This window comes from Clostridium arbusti SL206, assembly GCF_000246895.1.
Taxonomy (GTDB): domain Bacteria; phylum Bacillota; class Clostridia; order Clostridiales; family Clostridiaceae; genus Clostridium_I; species Clostridium_I arbusti.
On sequence record NZ_BAEV01000036.1, the window covers coordinates 12,810 to 32,113 of the forward strand.

Annotated in this window: 15 protein-coding genes and 1 other annotated feature; of the genes, 12 read left to right on the forward strand and 3 right to left on the reverse strand. The window is 30.6% G+C overall.

The window, feature by feature from the left end:
* Nucleotides 1-93 precede the first annotated feature (93 nt).
* On the reverse strand, nt 94-879 hold the full coding sequence (locus tag RH99_RS08490; protein ID WP_026038444.1) for a CPBP family intramembrane glutamic endopeptidase: 786 nt from the start codon (nt 877-879) through the stop codon (nt 94-96).
* A 448-nt stretch (nt 880-1,327) separates the two neighbouring features.
* Here RH99_RS08490 and RH99_RS19720 point away from each other — a divergent pair, with 448 nt between their 5' ends.
* From RH99_RS19720 to RH99_RS08540, 11 genes are all read left to right on the forward strand, one after another.
* On the forward strand, nt 1,328-1,888 hold the full coding sequence (locus RH99_RS19720; protein WP_010236545.1) for a glycoside hydrolase family 32 protein: 561 nt from the start codon (nt 1,328-1,330) through the stop codon (nt 1,886-1,888).
* A 73-nt stretch (nt 1,889-1,961) separates the two neighbouring features.
* Nucleotides 1,962-2,453, forward strand: a complete 492-nt coding sequence (locus RH99_RS08500) for a GH32 C-terminal domain-containing protein (protein ID WP_243441475.1) — start codon at nt 1,962-1,964, stop codon at nt 2,451-2,453.
* A 296-nt stretch (nt 2,454-2,749) separates the two neighbouring features.
* Nucleotides 2,750-2,827: a K(+)-transporting ATPase subunit F gene (gene kdpF / locus RH99_RS20035; RefSeq protein WP_081504381.1), complete on the forward strand. Its 78-nt coding sequence runs from the start codon at nt 2,750-2,752 to the stop codon at nt 2,825-2,827.
* 171 nt (nt 2,828-2,998) lie between these two features.
* Entirely contained in the window at nt 2,999-4,672 is a 1,674-nt protein-coding gene (gene kdpA, locus RH99_RS08505) for a potassium-transporting ATPase subunit KdpA (protein ID WP_010236548.1), read from the forward strand.
* A gap of 18 nt (nt 4,673-4,690) precedes the next feature.
* Nucleotides 4,691-6,748 carry a potassium-transporting ATPase subunit KdpB gene (kdpB, locus tag RH99_RS08510; protein WP_010236550.1) on the forward strand — a complete coding sequence of 686 codons (2,058 nt, stop codon included), beginning with the start codon at nt 4,691-4,693 and terminating at the stop codon, nt 6,746-6,748.
* A gap of 33 nt (nt 6,749-6,781) precedes the next feature.
* Nucleotides 6,782-7,405, forward strand: a complete 624-nt coding sequence (locus RH99_RS08515; protein ID WP_010236551.1) for a K(+)-transporting ATPase subunit C — start codon at nt 6,782-6,784, stop codon at nt 7,403-7,405.
* Nucleotides 7,406-7,725: 320 nt separating this feature from the next.
* Nucleotides 7,726-10,371 (forward strand): ATP-binding protein, encoded by a 2,646-nt coding sequence (locus RH99_RS08520; RefSeq protein WP_010236553.1) that lies wholly within the window; start codon nt 7,726-7,728, stop codon nt 10,369-10,371.
* 63 nt (nt 10,372-10,434) lie between these two features.
* Complete coding sequence (locus tag RH99_RS08525; RefSeq protein WP_010236555.1) at nt 10,435-11,136, forward strand: response regulator; 702 nt, start codon at nt 10,435-10,437, stop codon at nt 11,134-11,136.
* A gap of 237 nt (nt 11,137-11,373) precedes the next feature.
* Entirely contained in the window at nt 11,374-11,640 is a 267-nt protein-coding gene (locus RH99_RS08530) for a metal-sensing transcriptional repressor (RefSeq protein WP_010236558.1), read from the forward strand.
* A 60-nt stretch (nt 11,641-11,700) separates the two neighbouring features.
* On the forward strand, nt 11,701-14,160 hold the full coding sequence (locus tag RH99_RS08535) for a heavy metal translocating P-type ATPase (protein WP_010236562.1): 2,460 nt from the start codon (nt 11,701-11,703) through the stop codon (nt 14,158-14,160).
* A 151-nt stretch (nt 14,161-14,311) separates the two neighbouring features.
* On the forward strand, nt 14,312-14,521 hold the full coding sequence (locus tag RH99_RS08540; RefSeq protein ID WP_010236564.1) for a heavy-metal-associated domain-containing protein: 210 nt from the start codon (nt 14,312-14,314) through the stop codon (nt 14,519-14,521).
* A 158-nt stretch (nt 14,522-14,679) separates the two neighbouring features.
* On the opposite strand, the gene leuA is transcribed toward RH99_RS08540, so the two are convergent.
* Complete coding sequence (leuA, locus tag RH99_RS08545; protein WP_010236566.1) at nt 14,680-16,344, reverse strand: 2-isopropylmalate synthase; 1,665 nt, start codon at nt 16,342-16,344, stop codon at nt 14,680-14,682.
* Nucleotides 16,345-16,391: 47 nt separating this feature from the next.
* Nucleotides 16,392-16,621: a binding site (T-box leader), on the reverse strand.
* A gap of 513 nt (nt 16,622-17,134) precedes the next feature.
* Between leuA and pheA the strand changes: the two genes are divergently transcribed.
* The gene (gene pheA / locus RH99_RS08550; RefSeq protein ID WP_010236568.1) at nt 17,135-17,977 is read left to right on the forward strand and encodes a prephenate dehydratase; all 843 of its coding nucleotides are present in this window, start codon (nt 17,135-17,137) and stop codon (nt 17,975-17,977) included.
* Between the two features lie 464 nt (nt 17,978-18,441).
* Here pheA and safA read toward each other — a convergent pair whose 3' ends face one another.
* Nucleotides 18,442-19,056, reverse strand: coding sequence for a SafA/ExsA family spore coat assembly protein (gene safA / locus RH99_RS08555; protein WP_010236570.1), 615 nt, complete (start codon nt 19,054-19,056; stop codon nt 18,442-18,444).
* Nucleotides 19,057-19,304: the final 248 nt, after the last annotated feature.

Below are 19,304 nucleotides of genomic sequence, written 5' to 3' on the forward strand. Positions count from 1 at the left end.
CATAGACTACATATAAATAATGTAGTCTATAATTTGATTATTTTACGATTACAATTTAGTACGCATTTTAAGAATATTGTGAAGTATCAATACTTATATATAATTATTAAAAAAATCATAGAATGTATGAAATATAGTAGTAGAAGCTATGTTTTTACATTTTAAAAATAAATATCCCATAAATAAAGCACCTGGTAATATTCCAATTAATGAAACAAAGATATTAATAGCATTCATATTACCTAATAATATTCTTTGAAATATATGAGAAAAAGAAAAGATTAATGCTAAAGATATTAAACCTTTTTTATCCCCTAACCATTCTGTTAATCTGTATTGAACATATCCTCTAAATATAATTTCCTCGCCTAAAGCCGTAAAGAAGCAATTCATTAGGCTCCATATACTAAATGAGAATTGTGGAATAACTACATACTTAAATTTATGTTTTATTATTACTATGCATAAAAAAAACAAAAGATAGCTTATTAAGCCAATAAATATAGATTTAAAAATATTATTTTTAGTTATACCCAAACTAGATAATCTTTCTTTCCTTAATGCAGCTAAAACCATTACAGGCATAATTTCTAATATTGCGATAATAATATAAATAATTAATCCTGTACCACTATCTTCATCAACTTTCATTTGATTTACTATAAAAATTTTTATAAAAATTAAAATGAGTGGACACATAATAATTATTATACTTGAAACAACAATTAAACTAATAATTGCTGAATGCTTGATATTTACCAATTTCATTTCTTTATAATTAAAATTTATCCTTTTAATTATAAATCTAACAGCAAAGTAAGTTATTATCAGACTAAACATTATATATAAAGTATTAGTTGGCAATTGTGATATCTGCATATATGCTACTCCCTTCATCAATAAGCTCTACTGTAACTTAACAAAATATATGTCATAACGTTCATAATATTCTTCTCACCTAATTTTACTTCGCCCTTTTTTACGATTACGTACTTTACAATCTTTCATATAATTTATTATATTATTGCTATATTCTTCATGTCTTAAAATATAATCATAGAAAGCTAACAATTTATGGTTCTTGAGATTCTAGCTTCATCTAATATTTTGATAGGTATTACCTTTAAACTCTCATACTAATTCTATAATTAACTATAAAAGTAACAATAATATTATTATAGAACAGAATTAAGTATAACTGAAATGAATATTATTTATATTTATTATAACTTTAAAGAATATTAAGAACTGATGTTGACTGATAATATTAAGTAATATATGATAACGATTTCTAAAATAAAATTTAAAAATTTGGAGGAATTTATTTATGAATTTGTATAGGTCGATTTATCACTTTATGCCAGAAAAAAATTGGATGAATGATCCTAACGGACTTGTTTACTATAAGGGAGAATACCATATATTCTACCAATATAATCCTAATGGTTTTGAATGGGGAACAATGCATTGGGGACATGCAAAGAGTAAGGACTTAATTTATTGGGAACATCTCCCCATTGCCCTATATCCATCTAAGGAAAAAGGTGAAACACATTGTTTTTCAGGTTGTTGTGTGATTAATGGCGATGAACCTATAATTTTTTATACAAGTATAGGGGAAGGTGAAAGAAATGCTAAAACTGGAGCACAACAGTGGATGGCTATAAGTAAAGATGACATGAATATCTGGGAAAAGTATGATAAAAATCCAGTACTCTCTTTAGATTTACATGGTGATATGGATGTAAAAGAGTGGAGAGATCCTTTTGTTTGGAAGGATGGAGACAGTTGGTACATGGTACTTGGTGGAAGCTGTAATGATGAGGGGTGTGTTTTCATATATAAATCTGCAGATGTTTGGATGGCTCAAGGAAACTTCCAGAGGTAAACTTAAAGTTGGAGAATGGGCAGGCGTTCAATCCATACCTAGAATATTAGCTATTGAAGACAATAAGCTTCATATGGAACCAGCAGAAGAGTTACAGGTATTAAGAAAAAATCATAAAAAATATGAAAATATAGATATATCAGAAAGCTGGATGCCGGAAACAAAGGGAAAAGCTTTAGAAATAATTGCTGAGTTCAATATTAATGATGATATAAAGGAATTTACCATAGATATTTTAGCATCAAAGGATAATGAAGAAAAAACTTCTATAGTATACAGTACTGAAAATAATAGGTTATCTGTAGATAGAAATAAGTCAAGTGCATCCAATTTAACAGATCAATCCAAATTGGGAACTGATTTTTCACTTGAAGAAGGTGAAACACTAAAATTACACATTTTTATTGATTATTCTACTGTTGAAGTATTTGCTAATTACAGAAAATGTATATCTACAAGAGTATATCCAATAAAAGTAGATAGTGAAAATATTAAAATTTCTATATTGGAAGGGGATAAACTTAAACTTAAATCTTTTGACATTTGGGAAATGAATTCAATTTAGTGATAATAAAAAAGTAAGTGGGGAAAGCTAATTAATTATTTTTACGTTTCCCCATTACTTTTTTATTTCAATAAATATTTAAAATCTTTATAAAATCTTTATACAGATAAGTACAATCTTAACTACAACTTTATATGTAAGCTGATAATATTAAGTTTGAAAAGAACAGGGGGTGGAAATATTATGCTAGACATTGTATTTATAGCTGTAATTTTAATTGGATTTATAGCTCTAAAATATTTTGCAGACTGGTGTGAAAGACAGATAAGTAAAAAATAATAAAAGGAGGTATTATTATGATTTTTTTAGGTATTGTGATTATTTTATTATTTGTTTATTTATTCTATTCATTATTTAATCCTGAGAAATTTTGATTAGGCATGTGAAAATAAATAGGAAGTCAAAGATTCGAGGTCTATTTTGAATTCTACAAGGGAACAGGTTAAGCTATCTGAGGGTTCTGTTGACGCAGTAAGATGCAAAATAGATTAGCATACTGACTGGTTATTTATTTGAATATGTCCAAATATATGGAGGTTATTAATATGGAAATATTACAGATTGTGATTGTACTTTTGATTTTTATACTTTTGTGCATTCCTGTAGGCAAATATATTTATAAAGTATCAGAACATGAAAGAACTTTTTTAGATCCTCTATTAGACAGAGTGGATAATTTTATTTATAGGATTTCAGGAATAAAAAAAGAAGATATGAGCTGGAAACAGTATATTTTTGCATTGATTTCATGTAATGCTGTAGCTGCTTTTTTAGCTTATTTAATCTTAAGGATTCAGTCCATTCCTATTTTAAATCCAAATCATATTGGAAGTATGGAACAGGGGCTTACCTTTAATACGGTAATAGCTTTTATGACTAATACGAATATTCAGGACTATAGTGGTGAGTGGGGTCTTTCCTATTTTAGTCAGATGACAGTAATTACATTTTTTATGTTTTTTGCTGCGGGAACAGGGTTAGCAATAACTTTTGCATTCATAAGAGCAATTTCAGGAAGAAAAAAAGAAACAGGAAATTTTTATGTAGACCTTGTAAGAATTATAACTAGAATATTACTTCCTTTGTCTATTATATTAGCAATATTTTTTATTCAGCAGGGAGTTCCGCAAACTTTAGCATCTAATAAAACGGTAACTACTATTGAAGGAAAGCTTCAGGATATTCCGCTGGGACCTGTTGCAAGTTTAGAAGCTATAAAAATACTGGGAACTAATGGAGGCGGATTTTTTGGGGCTAATTCAGCTCATCCATTTGAAAATCCAACACCCCTTACAAATGCTGTTCAGTCAGTTTCAATACTACTGTTTGCTGGATCAGTGGTAGTATACTTTGGATATATGCTAAAAAAGAAAAAACAGGCAATTTCCATATTTGCTGCCATGGGAGTGCTTCTTTTAATAGGACTCACAATATGTTATGTATCTGAAAAAGCTGGCAATCCTGTACTTGCAGGTTTGGGACTTAATCAGCTTATGGGAAATATGGAGGGTAAGGAAGTAAGATTTGGTATAGGGTTATCTTCACTTTTTACCACAGTAACTACTGCCACATCTACTGGAGCAGTTAATAATATGCATGATTCATTGACGCCTATAGGTGGTGCGGTAGCACTTATGAACATGATGCTCAATGTAATATTTGGAGGAATAGGCGTAGGATTCATGAACATGATTATGTTTGCTATACTTGCAGTTTTCCTCTGTGGACTTATGGTAGGAAGAACTCCAGAATTTTTGTCAAAGAAGATTGAAGGTAGGGAAATAAAATTAATAGCACTAGCAATAATAATTCATCCGCTATTAATACTTATGTTTTCAGCTGTGGCATTATTAGTGCCGCAGGGCCTAGCAGGTATATCAAATCCTGGTTTTCATGGACTTACTCAGGTCTTGTATCAATTTACAAGTGCGGCAGCAAATAATGGTTCTGGTTTTGAAGGACTTGGGGATAACACTATGTTTTGGAATACTACTGTAGGAATTGTTATGTTCGCTGGAAGATATCTATCCATGATAATATTAATTGCTGTAGCAGCATCTTTAGCATCGAAGAGAGCAATACCTGTAACTTCAGGTACCTTTAGAACTGATAATGCAGTATTTACAGTGACACTTATATTTATTGTTTTGGTAATTGGTGCACTTACTTTCTTCCCAGCATTGTCTCTTGGACCTATTGCTGAACAGCTTACATTATAAAAAGGTTGGTGTATAATTATGGAAAATAAAAAATCTAAATTTATTACAAAAGATATAATGAAAGATGCTACTGTGGAATGTTTCAAAAAGTTAAATCCTAAATATATGGCCAAAAATCCTGTTATGTTTGTAGTTGAAATTGGTTTCTTTATAACACTGCTTCTTACAATTTTTCCTAATATATTTGGTGATACAGGAAACAATTTAAGAATTTATAATTTTATAGTAACCATAGTTTTATTTATAACAGTGCTATTTGCAAATTTTGCTGAGGCAGTGGCAGAAGGTAGAGGAAGAGCACAAGCAGAAACTTTAAAGAAAACTCGTAAAGACACCTTAGCAAAGCTTTTGGATTCTAATGGAAAGGTAAGTGTAATAAGTGCAAATGAACTTAAAAAAGATGATATAGTCCTAGTTGAAAATGGGGATGTAATTCCTAACGATGGTGAAGTCGTGGAAGGTATAGCTTCTGTGGATGAATCTGCAATTACTGGTGAGTCAGCTCCTGTTGTAAAGGAATCTGGGGGAGATTTTGCTTCAGTTACAGGAGGAACAAAGGTTGTCAGTGATTGGCTAAAAATTAAAATAACAGCAACACCAGGCGAATCTTTTTTAGATAAAATGATTAATCTTGTAGAGGGTGCTTCAAGGCAAAAGACACCTAATGAAATTGCACTTAATACTATACTTGTAAGTCTTACACTTATTTTTCTTATTGTGCTTGTGACACTTTACCCTATGGCAGGTTATGCTGGTGTGAAAATTTCAATATCAACGCTTATAGCACTTCTGGTTTGTCTTATACCAACTACTATAGGTGGCCTTTTATCTGCTATTGGCATAGCGGGTATGGACAGAGTTACCAGATTTAATGTAATAGCTATGTCAGGAAAAGCAGTCGAATCCTGTGGTGATGTAGATACTATGATACTTGACAAGACGGGAACTATAACTTTTGGAAATAGACTTGCATCAGAGTTTATTTCTGTAGGAGATGCTAAAAAAGATGATCTTATAAATTATTCAGTTATATGTTCTTTAAAGGACGATACTCCTGAAGGTAAATCTATAGTTGAACTTGGAAATAAATTAGGTTCTTCGGTAGATAAAGATAAATATATTTCTACAAAATTTGAAGAGTTTACAGCACAGACTAGAATGAGTGGAATAGATTTAGATGATGGTACCAGCATAAGAAAAGGGGCCTATGATGCCATAAAGAATAGAGTTGTTGAACTTAAGGGTAAAATACCTGATGAGCTTGATGATGAAGTGAACAAAGTTGCTAAATTAGGTGGAACGCCACTGGTAGTATGTGTTAACAATAAAATTTATGGTGTTATATATCTAAAGGACACTGTTAAACCTGGACTTGTAGAAAGATTTGAAAGGCTGCGTGAAATTGGTATTAAAACTATAATGTGTACAGGTGATAATCCACTTACAGCTGCAACTATTGCTAAAGAAGCAGGTGTAGATGGCTTTATTGCAGAGTGTAAACCTGAGGATAAGATAGAAGCAATAAAAAAAGAACAGATGGATGGTAAAATCGTGGCAATGACGGGAGATGGAACCAATGACGCACCCGCCCTTGCTCAGGCTGATGTAGGGCTGGCAATGAATAGTGGAACTACTGCGGCAAAAGAAGCTGCAAATATGGTAGATCTAGATTCTGATCCTACAAAAATACTTGAGGTTGTGGAAATAGGAAAGCAGCTGCTTATAACAAGAGGTTCACTTACAACCTTTAGTATAGCTAATGATGTAGCAAAATATTTTGCCATAATACCAGCTATATTTGTGGCTTATATACCACAAATGCAAGTTATGAATGTTATGAAACTATCTACACCAAATAGTGCTATACTATCGGCATTAATATTTAATGCCATAATAATACCACTTCTCATACCTATTGCTATGAAGGGTGTAAAATATAGACCTATGAAGGCAGAAGTGCTGCTTTTAAGAAATATGCTGATATTTGGCATTGGAGGTATAATCGTACCTTTTGTAGGAATAAAAATCATAGATATGCTTATAACTCCGTTAGTTAGAATTTTTAATTTAGGCTAAGGCATCTTCGAATAATAAATAGGAGGTTTTAACATGAAAATGCTTCAAAAGGCTCTTCGCTTGAGTATTACGTTAATGATAATTTGTGGAATTATTTATCCGCTTTTTATAACAGGAGTAGGTCAGGTATTATTTGCTAAACAGGCGAATGGTAGCATTATAACATCTAATGGTAAAGTAGTTGGCTCAGAATTAATAGGTCAAAATTTTACTGATCCAAGATTTTTTAGAGGTAGAGTTTCTTCGGTAAACTATAATACCTATACTCAGGCAGATACAAAACCAGATGAAAGTGGAAAAGTAGCTTACTCAGGAGTTTCCTCTGGTTCTCAAAATTTAGGACCATCAAATAAGGCTTTAAAAGAGAGAGTACAAAAGGATATAGATGATTTTCTGAAAACTCATCCAGATGTAAAAAAGGAAGATATACCAACAGATCTTCTTACAAGTTCTGGATCCGGCCTTGATCCTGATATAAGCCTGAAAGCTGCTGAAATTCAAATATCTGCTGTATCAAAAGGAACAGGAATAAGTAAAAAAGAACTCCAGAAAATAGTCGATAAATATACAGAAGGTAGAAGTCTTGGCGTTTTTGGAGAACCAAGAATTAATGTGCTCAAAGTAAATCTTGAAATAGCATCAATATTAAACAAATAGAATATTAGGCTAGGATAAATGTTTTTGTAGTAATTTGGGTGTATAGAAGGAATAGCAAGTTAAAGAACAATAGTGAAAATAGACTAATATATTAACTAGTTATTTCTTTGAACATAGCTTAAGATATAATATAAATGCATTAATTTTATAGATTAGTCATAAATAACTAAATCATAGTGTTTAAAACTAAATTTATTAGGTTAAGTATTAGTAAAATTTTTGCTTAATCTAATAAGTTATTGTTTCTGATTTTAAAATAAGATGTTTAATTGGGAGTTATTTATTAGATAAATAAAATAGAAAAGGAAGAAAATAAGTATATGAGGGGAAAATTAAAAATATTTTTTGGTTATGCAGCAGGAGTTGGAAAGACTTATGAAATGCTTAGAGAAGCACAGGAAATGAGAGTTTCAGGTGATGACATAGTCATAGGATATATTGAACCACATGCTAGACCAGAAACTATGGCTTTGACTAAAGGTCTTGAAACAATAGAAAATAAAATTATAAGATACAAGGGAACAGCATTAAACGAATTTGATATTGACAGAGCACTTATAAGAAAACCACAGATAATACTTGTAGATGAACTTGCACACACTAATGGAAGAGGTCAGAGAAATAGAAAAAGGTGGCAGGATATAGAAGAGCTTCTTGCAGCAGGAATCGATGTATATACAACTGTAAATGTTCAACATATTGAAAGTTTAAACGATGTTGTAGAAAATATAACACATATTTCTGTACGGGAAACTATTCCGGATAGAATATTTGATGAGGCGGAAAAGGTTGAAATAGTAGATATTGAGCCTGATGAGCTTTTAAAACGTTTTAGTGATGGCAAAATATATAAAATAGAGCAGGTTAAGAGAGCTCTACTTAATTTTTTTACTAGAAATAATCTTTATGCCTTAAGGGAAATAGCACTTAGAAGAATAGCAGATAGGGTAAACTATGAAGTGGAAAGTGAAAGATTAGCTAAAAGGCAAATTACTGTAGTTCCTACTTCTGAACAGATATTAGCCTGTATTAGTCCATCTCCATCCTCTGCAAAGGTTATACGTAGTGCTGCAAGGATGGCAGAAAATTATCATTCAAAATTTATTGTTCTATATATTTCCACAACAAAAGCTGAAAATTTAAGTAAAGAAGATAAAAAAAGATTAAACTTAAATTTTAGTTTAGCTGAGAAATTAGGAGGGGAAATAGTACAATTATATGGAGAAAATATAGTAGATCAAATAATACAATATGCAAAGTTTAGGAATATTACTAAACTAGTTATAGGAAAAAACTATAAAAGAACTAGTAAAATACTTCATTTCTATGCAAAGGATGTAGTAGATAAACTCATGGACTCTAATGCGTATATTGACGTTTATGTTATACCAAACTCAGTGTACCCAAAAAAAAGAAATAAGATGAAATGGAAATTAAATGAATGGAATAATCTATCCTTTAAAGAAATTATTGAATCAGTAGTAATTATAGGAATTGCAACAGGAATTGCACAAATTTTTGATTATATGGGTTTTAACGATACTAATAAGATTATGATTCTTATACTGGGAGTTATAATTGTATATATAAGAACAACTGGATATTTGATTGGAGTTATATCCTCAATAGTTGGAGTATTAATGTTTAATTTTTTATTTACTCAGCCAAAGGATTCATTTCAGCTTTATGATAAAAATTATTTAACCACCTTTACTATAATGCTTATAGTTGCGTTTATAGTTGGAAATCTCACAAATAGAATACAGAAAGATGCTAAAAATTCCTACAACAGAGAAAAAAGAACTCAAACACTATATATGGTCAGCGGTAAACTTTTAAGTGCAGTTGGAACTTCTGATGTCACTTCTATAGGAATAAAATATATTTCTAGGCTAATTAATAGAAATGTAGTAGGATATTTATCAGAAGGGAATAAGTTGTCAACTTCCTTTGTATATGATAAGTATAAAGATGAAAATAAGGACATACTTCTAAATAAAGATGAAAATGCAGTAGCTTATTGGACTCTTTTAAATGGTAAGGAAGCTGGTAAAGGCACAGATACTTTTTATGGAGCTAAGGGATATTATATACCTATAAAGGTGCAAAAAAAGGTATTAGGTGTTATTGGAGTATCTTGTTTACAAGGCTTTCTTGAGGCAGAACAAAAATTCATTGTTCAGACTATTACTGGGCAAATAGCCATTGCTCTAGACAGAGAAATTCTTTCAAGCCAGCAGGAAATGTCTAAAGTCCAGATTGAAAGAGAGCGTCTTAGAAGTAATCTATTAAGATCAATTTCTCATGATCTCAGAAGTCCTCTTGCTGGAATTAAAGGTGCTATAAGTACTATTTTAGAAAATGGGAAATTTATATCTGAAAAAACAAAAGAAAATCTACTAAATGGTATTTATGATGATACTGAATGGCTTATAAGGCTAGTTGAAAATCTATTGAGTATGACTAAATTTGATGAGGGAAACATGGGAATCAGTAGAAATATGGAGCTAGTAGAAGAAGTAGTTTCTGAAGCAGTTCAGAGAAGCTCTAAATATTTCAAAGACCATAAAATAAAAGTTAATGTTCCTGAAAAAATTATAATGGTTCCAATGGACGGAAATTTAATTGAACAGGTTATTATAAATCTCCTTGATAATGCTGTTAAATTTTCTCCTAAACAGTCTGTTATAGAAATAAAGGTTCATGAGAATGAAGAAGATGTGATTTTTCAAGTGATTGATAATGGTAGTGGCATAGAAGAAAAAATATTATCTAGTATATTTGACAGGTTCTTTACAAACGGTAGTAAAATATCCGATTCAAGAAGGGGAGTTGGTCTAGGGCTTGCTATCTGTAAATCTATAGTAGAAGCGCATGGTGGTAAAATCACAGCGGCTAACAAAAAAGGAGGAGGAGCTATTTTTACCTTTAATATTCCAAAGAAGAATGAAGGTTTAAATAAATAGTAGTATTAGTTCTTTGTGAAGATGTCCCAAAATAAATTGATTATAAGGAGAAGAGGGTTAATTATGGAAAATAAGCCGTATATACTTGTGGTTGAAGATGATAAGCCAATAAGAAATTTTATAATAGCAGCCATAGATTCACAGGGATATAGATACATTGAAACCAGTAAGGGAAATGAAGCTATTGCACTTTCAATGTCTAATAATCCTGATATGATTATATTGGATTTAGGACTTCCAGATATTGATGGAATTGAAGTTATATCAAAGATAAGAGATTGGTCAAGTGTTCCAATTATAATTGTATCGGCTAGAGATAATGAGAGACAAAAAGTTGAAGCACTTGATAAAGGTGCAGATGATTATCTAACTAAACCTTTTGGAATAGGTGAACTTTTGGCTAGAATTCGTGTATCCTTAAGACATAATGTAAAAAATAAATATAATAATAATGATATAATTGATAATTTCAAGGTTAAAGATTTGTTGATTGATTTCAACAAAAGACGTGTAACCATAGAAAATGAAGAAATACATTTAACTCCCATAGAATATAAAATAATGTCACTACTCTGTAAGTATTCAGGTAAGGTTCTGACTCATAATTTTATTATCCATGAAATTTGGGGTACCTCATTGGGGAGTGAAACTCAGTCCCTAAGAGTTTTTATGGCAAATTTGAGAAGGAAGATAGAAAAGGACCCTGCTCAGCCTGAGTACATATATACTGAAGTTGGAGTAGGTTATAGGCTTATTGATGAATAGAAAATCAGTTATTAGTCATTACAGATATAGCAATTTATATTACGAAAATTTCGTTAATAAGTTATTCATTATAAATAAATTTAATAATCTACACAAAATCTACACAAAATCTACACAAAATCTACACAAAAATGTGGTACAATATATTTGAAATTGAAAGTCAGTATATAATAATTATCATTATCAATATATTTTTTACAGTAATATAACCCCACGGGGGGGAGGTGAATAGATTATATGAATAATGAAAAAATAGATGCAGTAAAGGCTTTAAAAACATCAAAGGGGCAAATAGAGGGAATAATTAAGATGATAGAAGAGGGCCGATATTGTATTGATGTATCCAATCAAATTATTGCAGCACAATCTCTTTTGAAGAAAGCAAATATGTTAATATTAAAACAACATTTAAATCATTGTGTAAAAGATGCTTTCATGCATGATAATGGTGATAAAAAGGTTGATGAAATAATAGATCTACTTGGTAGACTTATGGGAAAATAAATCTAGTGATATAGTTCTCTATTAAATGTTAGGACTACATTATATAAGGGGGTAATGGTAATGTCAGCGAGCAAAACTCTAAAAATAGAGGGAATGACTTGTGCAGCTTGTGCAAAAGCTGTAGAAAGAGTTTCAAAAAAATTGAACGGTGTAGAAGAAGCTAATGTTAATCTTGCTACAGAAAAACTAAATATAAGTTTTGATGAAGCTAAAGTTTCTATACCAGATATTCAAAAGGTAATTGAGAAAGCCGGTTATAAAGCACTAATTGAAGCTACAAATAGAACTCTAAAAATAGAGGGAATGACTTGTGCAGCTTGTGCAAAGACTGTAGAAAGGGTTTCTAAAAAATTAGATGGTGTAATTGAAGCAAATGTAAATATAGCAACAGAAAAATTGAATATAACCTTTGAGCCATCAAAGGTTAGAGTTGCTGATATTAAAAAGGTAATTGAAAAAGCTGGTTACAAAGCTTTGGAAGAAGAATTAACTGTGGATATGGACAAAGAAAACAAAGAGAAACATATAAGATCTATTTGGAAGAGATTTGTTATATCTCTTATATTTGCAGTGCCATTATTGATAGTAGCTATGGGGCCTATGATATTAGAATGGTTTGGAGCGGGACTTCCAATGAGTATAAACCCAATGATGCATATGGAGATATATGGGATAATACAATTGATTTTAGTTTTACCAATTATAATTTCAGGAAGAAAATATTTTACTATTGGTTATAGATCACTTGTAAAATTAAGTCCTAATATGGATTCACTAGTTGCCCTTGGAACCTCAGCAGCATTTTTGTATAGTCTTTATGGTGTTATTGAGGCAATTTATTCAGGTGGTGCACACAGCATACATCTATATTTTGAATCAGCTGGAGTTATTTTAACACTTATTACTCTAGGAAAGTACATGGAAGCAGTATCAAAAGGCAAAACTTCTGAAGCAATAAAAAAACTTATGGGTCTTGCACCTAAAACTGCTACTATAATTAGGAATGAAAAGGAAACAGAAATTCTTATAGATGAAGTTGAAATTGGTGATATTGTAATAGTTAAACCAGGAGAAAAAATGCCTGTAGATGGAGAAGTAGTAGAAGGTAATACTTCAGTAGATGAATCTATGCTTACGGGAGAGAGTATACCAGTAGAAAAAAGTATTGGAGATAAAATTATTGGTGCCAGCATAAATAAAAATGGTTCTATAAAATATAGAGTTACTAAGGTAGGTAAGGATACTGCCCTTTCACAGATTATTAAATTAGTAGAAGATGCACAGGGATCAAAAGCACCTATAGCTAAATTGGCAGACATAATATCTGGTTATTTTGTTCCAGTTGTTATGGCACTTGCATTAATATCATCTTTAGCATGGCTTATATCTGGTGAAAGTGGTGTTTTCTCATTAACTATATTTATATCAGTACTTGTAATAGCTTGTCCTTGTGCTCTTGGATTGGCAACGCCTACAGCAATAATGGTTGGTACAGGAAAAGGAGCAGAATATGGAGTATTAATTAAAAGTGGTGTAGCTCTTGAAACATCCCATAAGATACAAACTATAGTTTTTGATAAAACTGGGACTATTACTGAAGGAAAACCTAAGGTTACAGATATAATAGTAGCTGAAGGTATAAATAAAGAAGATATAATTCAAATTGCAGCATCAGCAGAAAAGAAATCTGAGCATCCTTTAGGTGAGGCCATTGTGAAGAAGGCTGAAGAAGATAGTGTGAATTTAATAGAGGTTACTGACTTTAAGGCGATACCTGGACATGGTATTGAAGTTAATGTGGATTCAAATACAATATTACTTGGGAATAAAAAGTTAATGGATAGTAGTGGAATAGCTTTAACCGGATTTGAAGAGGAATCTGATAGATTAGCTAGAGAGGGTAAAACTCCAATGTATATAGCTTCAAAGGGAAAACTTATGGGAATTATAGCAGTGGCAGATACTGTTAAAGAAAATAGTAAAAAGGCCATTGAAAAGCTCCATAGAATGGGAGTGGAAGTGGCTATGATTACTGGTGATAATAAAAAAACAGCAGAAGCTATAGCAAAACAAGTGGGTATAGATAGAATATTATCAGAAGTTCTACCTCAAGATAAGGCAAATGAAGTAAAAAAACTTCAAGCGGAAGGCAAAAAAGTTGCTATGGTTGGTGATGGAATAAATGATGCTCCGGCACTAGCACAGGCAGATATAGGAATAGCCATTGGATCAGGAACAGATGTAGCTATGGAGTCCGCAGATATTGTGCTTATGAGAAGTGATTTAATGGATGTACCTACAGCCATTGAACTTAGTAAAAAAACTATAAAGAATATAAAAGAAAATTTATTCTGGGCTTTTGGTTATAATACTTTGGGAATACCAGTGGCCATGGGGGTACTTTACCTATTTGGAGGTCCACTTTTAAATCCTATGATAGCAGCACTGGCAATGAGTTTTAGTTCAGTATCAGTATTAACAAATGCACTCAGATTAAAAGGCTTTAGACCTTTAAGGTGAATTCTTAGCTTCAGTGGGACGGTTTTTCCCACTGAAACTTATAAGGTAAGGTGTTTATCAAGGGGAGTGATGCGGTTATCTACACGAAGGTGGAAAATTACAGCAGAGCTAACCATCAGATAAAAATATAAAAATAAAGGGAGAGATTAGTATGAAAAAGAAAATATCAATTGAAGGAATGAGTTGTGGACATTGTGTAGCTCATGTTGAAGAAGCTTTAAAGGAAATTGGGGCTGATTCTATAGCTGTAAGTTTAGAAAAAAAATCAGCTGAAATAGAAGCAGGTAGCCTAACTGACGAAAAGATAAAAGCTGCAGTTGAAGAAGTTGGTTATGATGTAATAAAAATAGAAAGTATCTAAATAATTGAAGCCTTCTGTAGAGTTATCTACAGGAGGCTTCAATTATTTTGAAATGTTAAATTATAAATCTTGTGTATTATTTCTAGAGTTTATAATAATATACTTCTATAGGATAATACATAGGATGATTTCTGTGATAATTTAGAGTAGGTCTAAAATTATCTACATCTATTAATAGCACTAATTAAAGCTTTTAGAGAAGAAGTATTTGTATTTTCTGATACACCAACTCCAAAATATCTTTTATTATTATTTTCAATTTGAATATAAGATACTGCTTTAGAACGTGAACCCTTATCTAGTGCATGTTGATCATAGGAAATAAATTTACAGCCGTTTATATTAGAAGCATGAAGTGCATTGAAGAAAGCATCTACAGGACCATTTCCGTTTCCTTCAATATTTTTCTCAGTACCATCTACATTTATAGTGGCATGAATGTTAAGTACATTTTTATCATCTTCTACATTTTGCACGGATTCAGTTTCATAACTTTTTAGATTATAAGGAGTTTTTTTATCCAAATATTCATCTTTAAATAAATTAAATATTTGTTCTGAACTAAGCTCTGTTCCTAGAGTATCAGACTTATCTTTTACTATAGCACCAAATTCTTTGTGCATTTCTTTAGGTAAGATAAAGCCAAAGTCACTTTCCATAATATAAGCAGTACCACCTTTACCGGATTGACTGTTTATACGAATGATTTCTTCATATTCTCTTCCTAAATCATGAGGATCTATAGCAAGATAAGGCACTTCCCAGTATTGGTTATTTTCTTCTTCTAGAGCTTTAAGACCTTTTCTTATAGCATCCTGATGAGAACCTGAGAAAGCTGTATACACTAATTTACCTGCATAAGGATGACGCTCATTTACGGTCATGTTAGTACACTCTTCATAGATTTTAACTATATTGTATATATTGGAAAAATCTAATTTAGGATCTATGCCTTGAGAATACATATTCATAGCCATAGTAATTATATCAAGATTACCAGTTCTTTCACCATTACCGAATAATGTACCTTCAATTCTATCTGCACCAGCAAGAAGACCTAATTCACTGGAAGCAGTACAAGTACCTCTGTCATTATGGGTATGAAGACTGATTACAACATTTTTTCTATTTTTAATGTGTTTACAAATCCACTCTATTTGGTCTGCATATACATTTGGTGTTGCCATTTCTACAGTGGATGGTAAATTTATAATTACTTTATTTGATTCAGTAGGTTTCCACACATCTATTACCGCTTCACATATCTCAAGGGCATAATCAAGTTCTGTTCCGGTAAAGCTTTCAGGGGAATACTCAAAAGTAAAGTTAGTTTCAGGATATTTTTCCTTGTATTCATTTAAAAGTTTAGCACCACTTACAGCTATATCAATTATTTCCTGTTTACTCTTTTTGAAAACTACTTTTCTCTGTAATATAGAAGTAGAATTATAAAGATGAACAATAGCGTTTTTAGCACCTTTTAAACATTCAAAAGTCTTTTTAATTAAATGCTCTCTTGACTGTGTAAGCACTTGAATTGATACATCATCAGGTATAAGATTATCTTCTATTAATTTACGAAGAAAAGTATATTCTGTATGAGATGCAGCTGGAAAACCAACTTCAATTTCTTTAAATCCCAAATCTATAAGTAACTTATACATTCTAAGTTTTTCTTCAACATTCATAGGTACTGGTAGTGATTGGTTCCCATCACGTAAGTCAACACTACACCACCTAGGTGCTTTTTCAATTTGTTTACTTGGCCATTCACGATCGTTTAGATCAACTGAAGGATATTTTTTATATTTTGAATAAGACACAAAACCACCCCTTTTTTTAATTTAAAATAAATAAAGCCCGTCTCTATAAAAGAGACGAGGCTAACCCGCGGTACCACTCTAATTAGTTTCATTATAAAACCCAACTTTTTCAATGGCGATTACCATCTATCCTTATAACGCAGGAATACGTTCTACCTTACTAGTTTCAGGTGACAGCTCACAGACGAGTTCAAGATTTTGAAATTACCGAAATCACAGCATCATCGGTTCTCTGAAAATTCCACCTATCTTTACTACTTCTGCTCATTGCTTTACATTGTCTTCGATTATACAGCACTCCTTTGGACATGTAAATATAAAAAGATTAAATTTATATTATCCATAATTATTTAATAAAATATTGATAAATTAATAATAAATATACTTATAAACTTCATATTTTTAATAATTAGTTCTTCTTTTACACTTTATTGAAGACTTGTTTTTAAAATTTCACCATAGTTGCGGACATCTTATAAAAACAGTTATCCTAGTAGCAATTTTCATATGACAAAAGTAAGGCATCTTCAAATAAATAATTAGTTAGTATACTAGTCTATTTTGAATTATACTACGTTAACAGAACCTTCTGATAGCACTACTATCATCAGAACCTGTTTTCTTGTATAATTCAAAATATACGTCGCATCTTTGACTTGTTATTTATTTTCACATGCCTAACATGTTTTTATAAGTAATTAGATGATATAATTAGTAAAATAAAGTTTGATATAATAGAGTGATATTATTATATGATTTATACGAAAGATAATCAATGGAGGTAACAGTGATGAAAATAGCTACACTTGGTCCACAAGGTACTTTCAGCCAACTTGCTGTTAAGAAATACACTAAAGAAAAAAATTTGGAGGAGGATATAGTTTTTTATCCAAGTATAACAAAAGCCTTTAAAGCTGTTGGAGAACAATGTAATCTAGGGGTAATACCTATTGAAAATACTCTAGATGGATATGTTCAACCCACTTTGGATTTGCTGTCAAAAACTAGTCTTAAAATTATAGATGAAGTTGTTATTCCAATTCAATTTTCTTTTGTAGCAAATTCAAAAAGTATTTCTGATATAGAAAGAATTTATGTTCAATTTAAAACCCAAGGACAATGTTGTAATTTTTTAGAAAAGTTTAGTGGCAATGTTAAGATTATAACTACAGAAAGTAATGGTGATTCATTTGTTAAAGCAAAAAATGGTACAATACATGAAGCAGCTATAATACCTGAACATGTTTTAAAAAGTGAATTTAGTTTTAAGTATTCAATTGAAAATGTAACAGATTCTAAAGAAAATGAAACAAGATTTATAGTTGTTTCGAAAAAAGAGAAAGATATAAAATATTGTAAAGAAATAAATTATAAAACTTCATTAATTATTATTCAAACTGAGGATAAGCCTGGTTCTTTAGCTAATATACTAACTGAATTTTCCTCTAGGAATATTAATTTAATGTCTATAATGTCTCATCCCAATAAACAGATGCTTGGTAAATATTATTTTTTTATAGATATAGAAGGCAATTATATAGAAGATAGAAGTTTAAAGGAAGCTGCTAATAACATTGCTAGGAATAATAAGGTGAAAATATTAGGAATTTATGAAAATGCTATGAAAGTATAGAAGTGAAATTTTCATTGACAAAAAAACGAAAATGGTGTATATATAAGTAGAATATATTATTAAATTGTAGTATCATGGTATTATTTGTTATCTACTTTTTACTAAAACGGTTAAAAGATATGATTAGGATAAGTTAATGATATTGAATAATATATTAATGAAATTTAATTAAACTATTTTTGAAGATATAATTTTTAATAAGGCATATGAAAATAAATAGTAAGTCAAATAGACTAGCATACTGACTAGTTATTTATTTGAATGTGCCTAAGTATATCTAATATTTAAATTTATTGACTAGAAAAACTAGAGATAAGTTGTGTATAAATAAAAAAAATAGCTTAATATTGTCTGACTAGAAAAACTAGAGGGCAAATTAAATTAGTAAATTTTAAATCATAATTAAAAGCATAACCTGTGTAAAATATATTTTACACAGGTTATATTAATTTTAAATTACTACCTTACATAGGCTTTATAAACATTTGAGTCCAGTAGCATGTTCCTTTGCTGTCCTTTGCAAGACCTACGCCTAGTTGAGTATAAGAAGGATTTAATATATTTGCTCTATGTCCCGGTGAATTCATCCAGGCATTTACAACTTCTGCGGGAGTTCTCTGTCCCATAGCAATATTTTCTCCGGCAGCTGAAAATTTTATTCCAAATTGCTCCATCATATTAAATGGTGAACCATAAGTAGGAGAAGTGTGAGAAAAATATTTTTTATTAATCATATCTTGAGATTTATATCTAGCTACTCTTCCCACTTGCCAGTTAGCAGCTAAAGGACCTAAACCATTTTTACTTCTTTCTACATTAACAAGTCTTATAACTTCTGCTTCACTGGCTTTTGTGTCATTTATGTTTGGTATATTGACTTTGTTACCAGGATAAATTAAGTTTGGATTTTTAAACTGTGGATTTTTTGCTATTAATTCACTTAATCCTGTTTGATTTGCTACAGCTATTTTCCAAAGAGTATCTCCAGGTTTAACTGTATATACTAAATCTTGAGCAAATACAGCAGTGGAAAACATAAGAGAAATAAGTAGCGAAAGTCCTAAAATCTTTTTTTTCATTAATCTTCACCTCACTATCTATTCTCTAAAAAATTAAATTATTTATGTGATGTTATTTATTCTATAATTGAAAATTTATAAGAAAAATGTAAAAATTGTATTTATAGATGAAAGTTTATTTAAAGTCAGTTTATTTTTAGTACTAATTAAAAGAAATTTTATTTTATTTAGTTTAGACATGTTATTTAAACATATACTATTAATAATATACAGTTGATAAGATTTACATACAAAGTTTATAATATAAT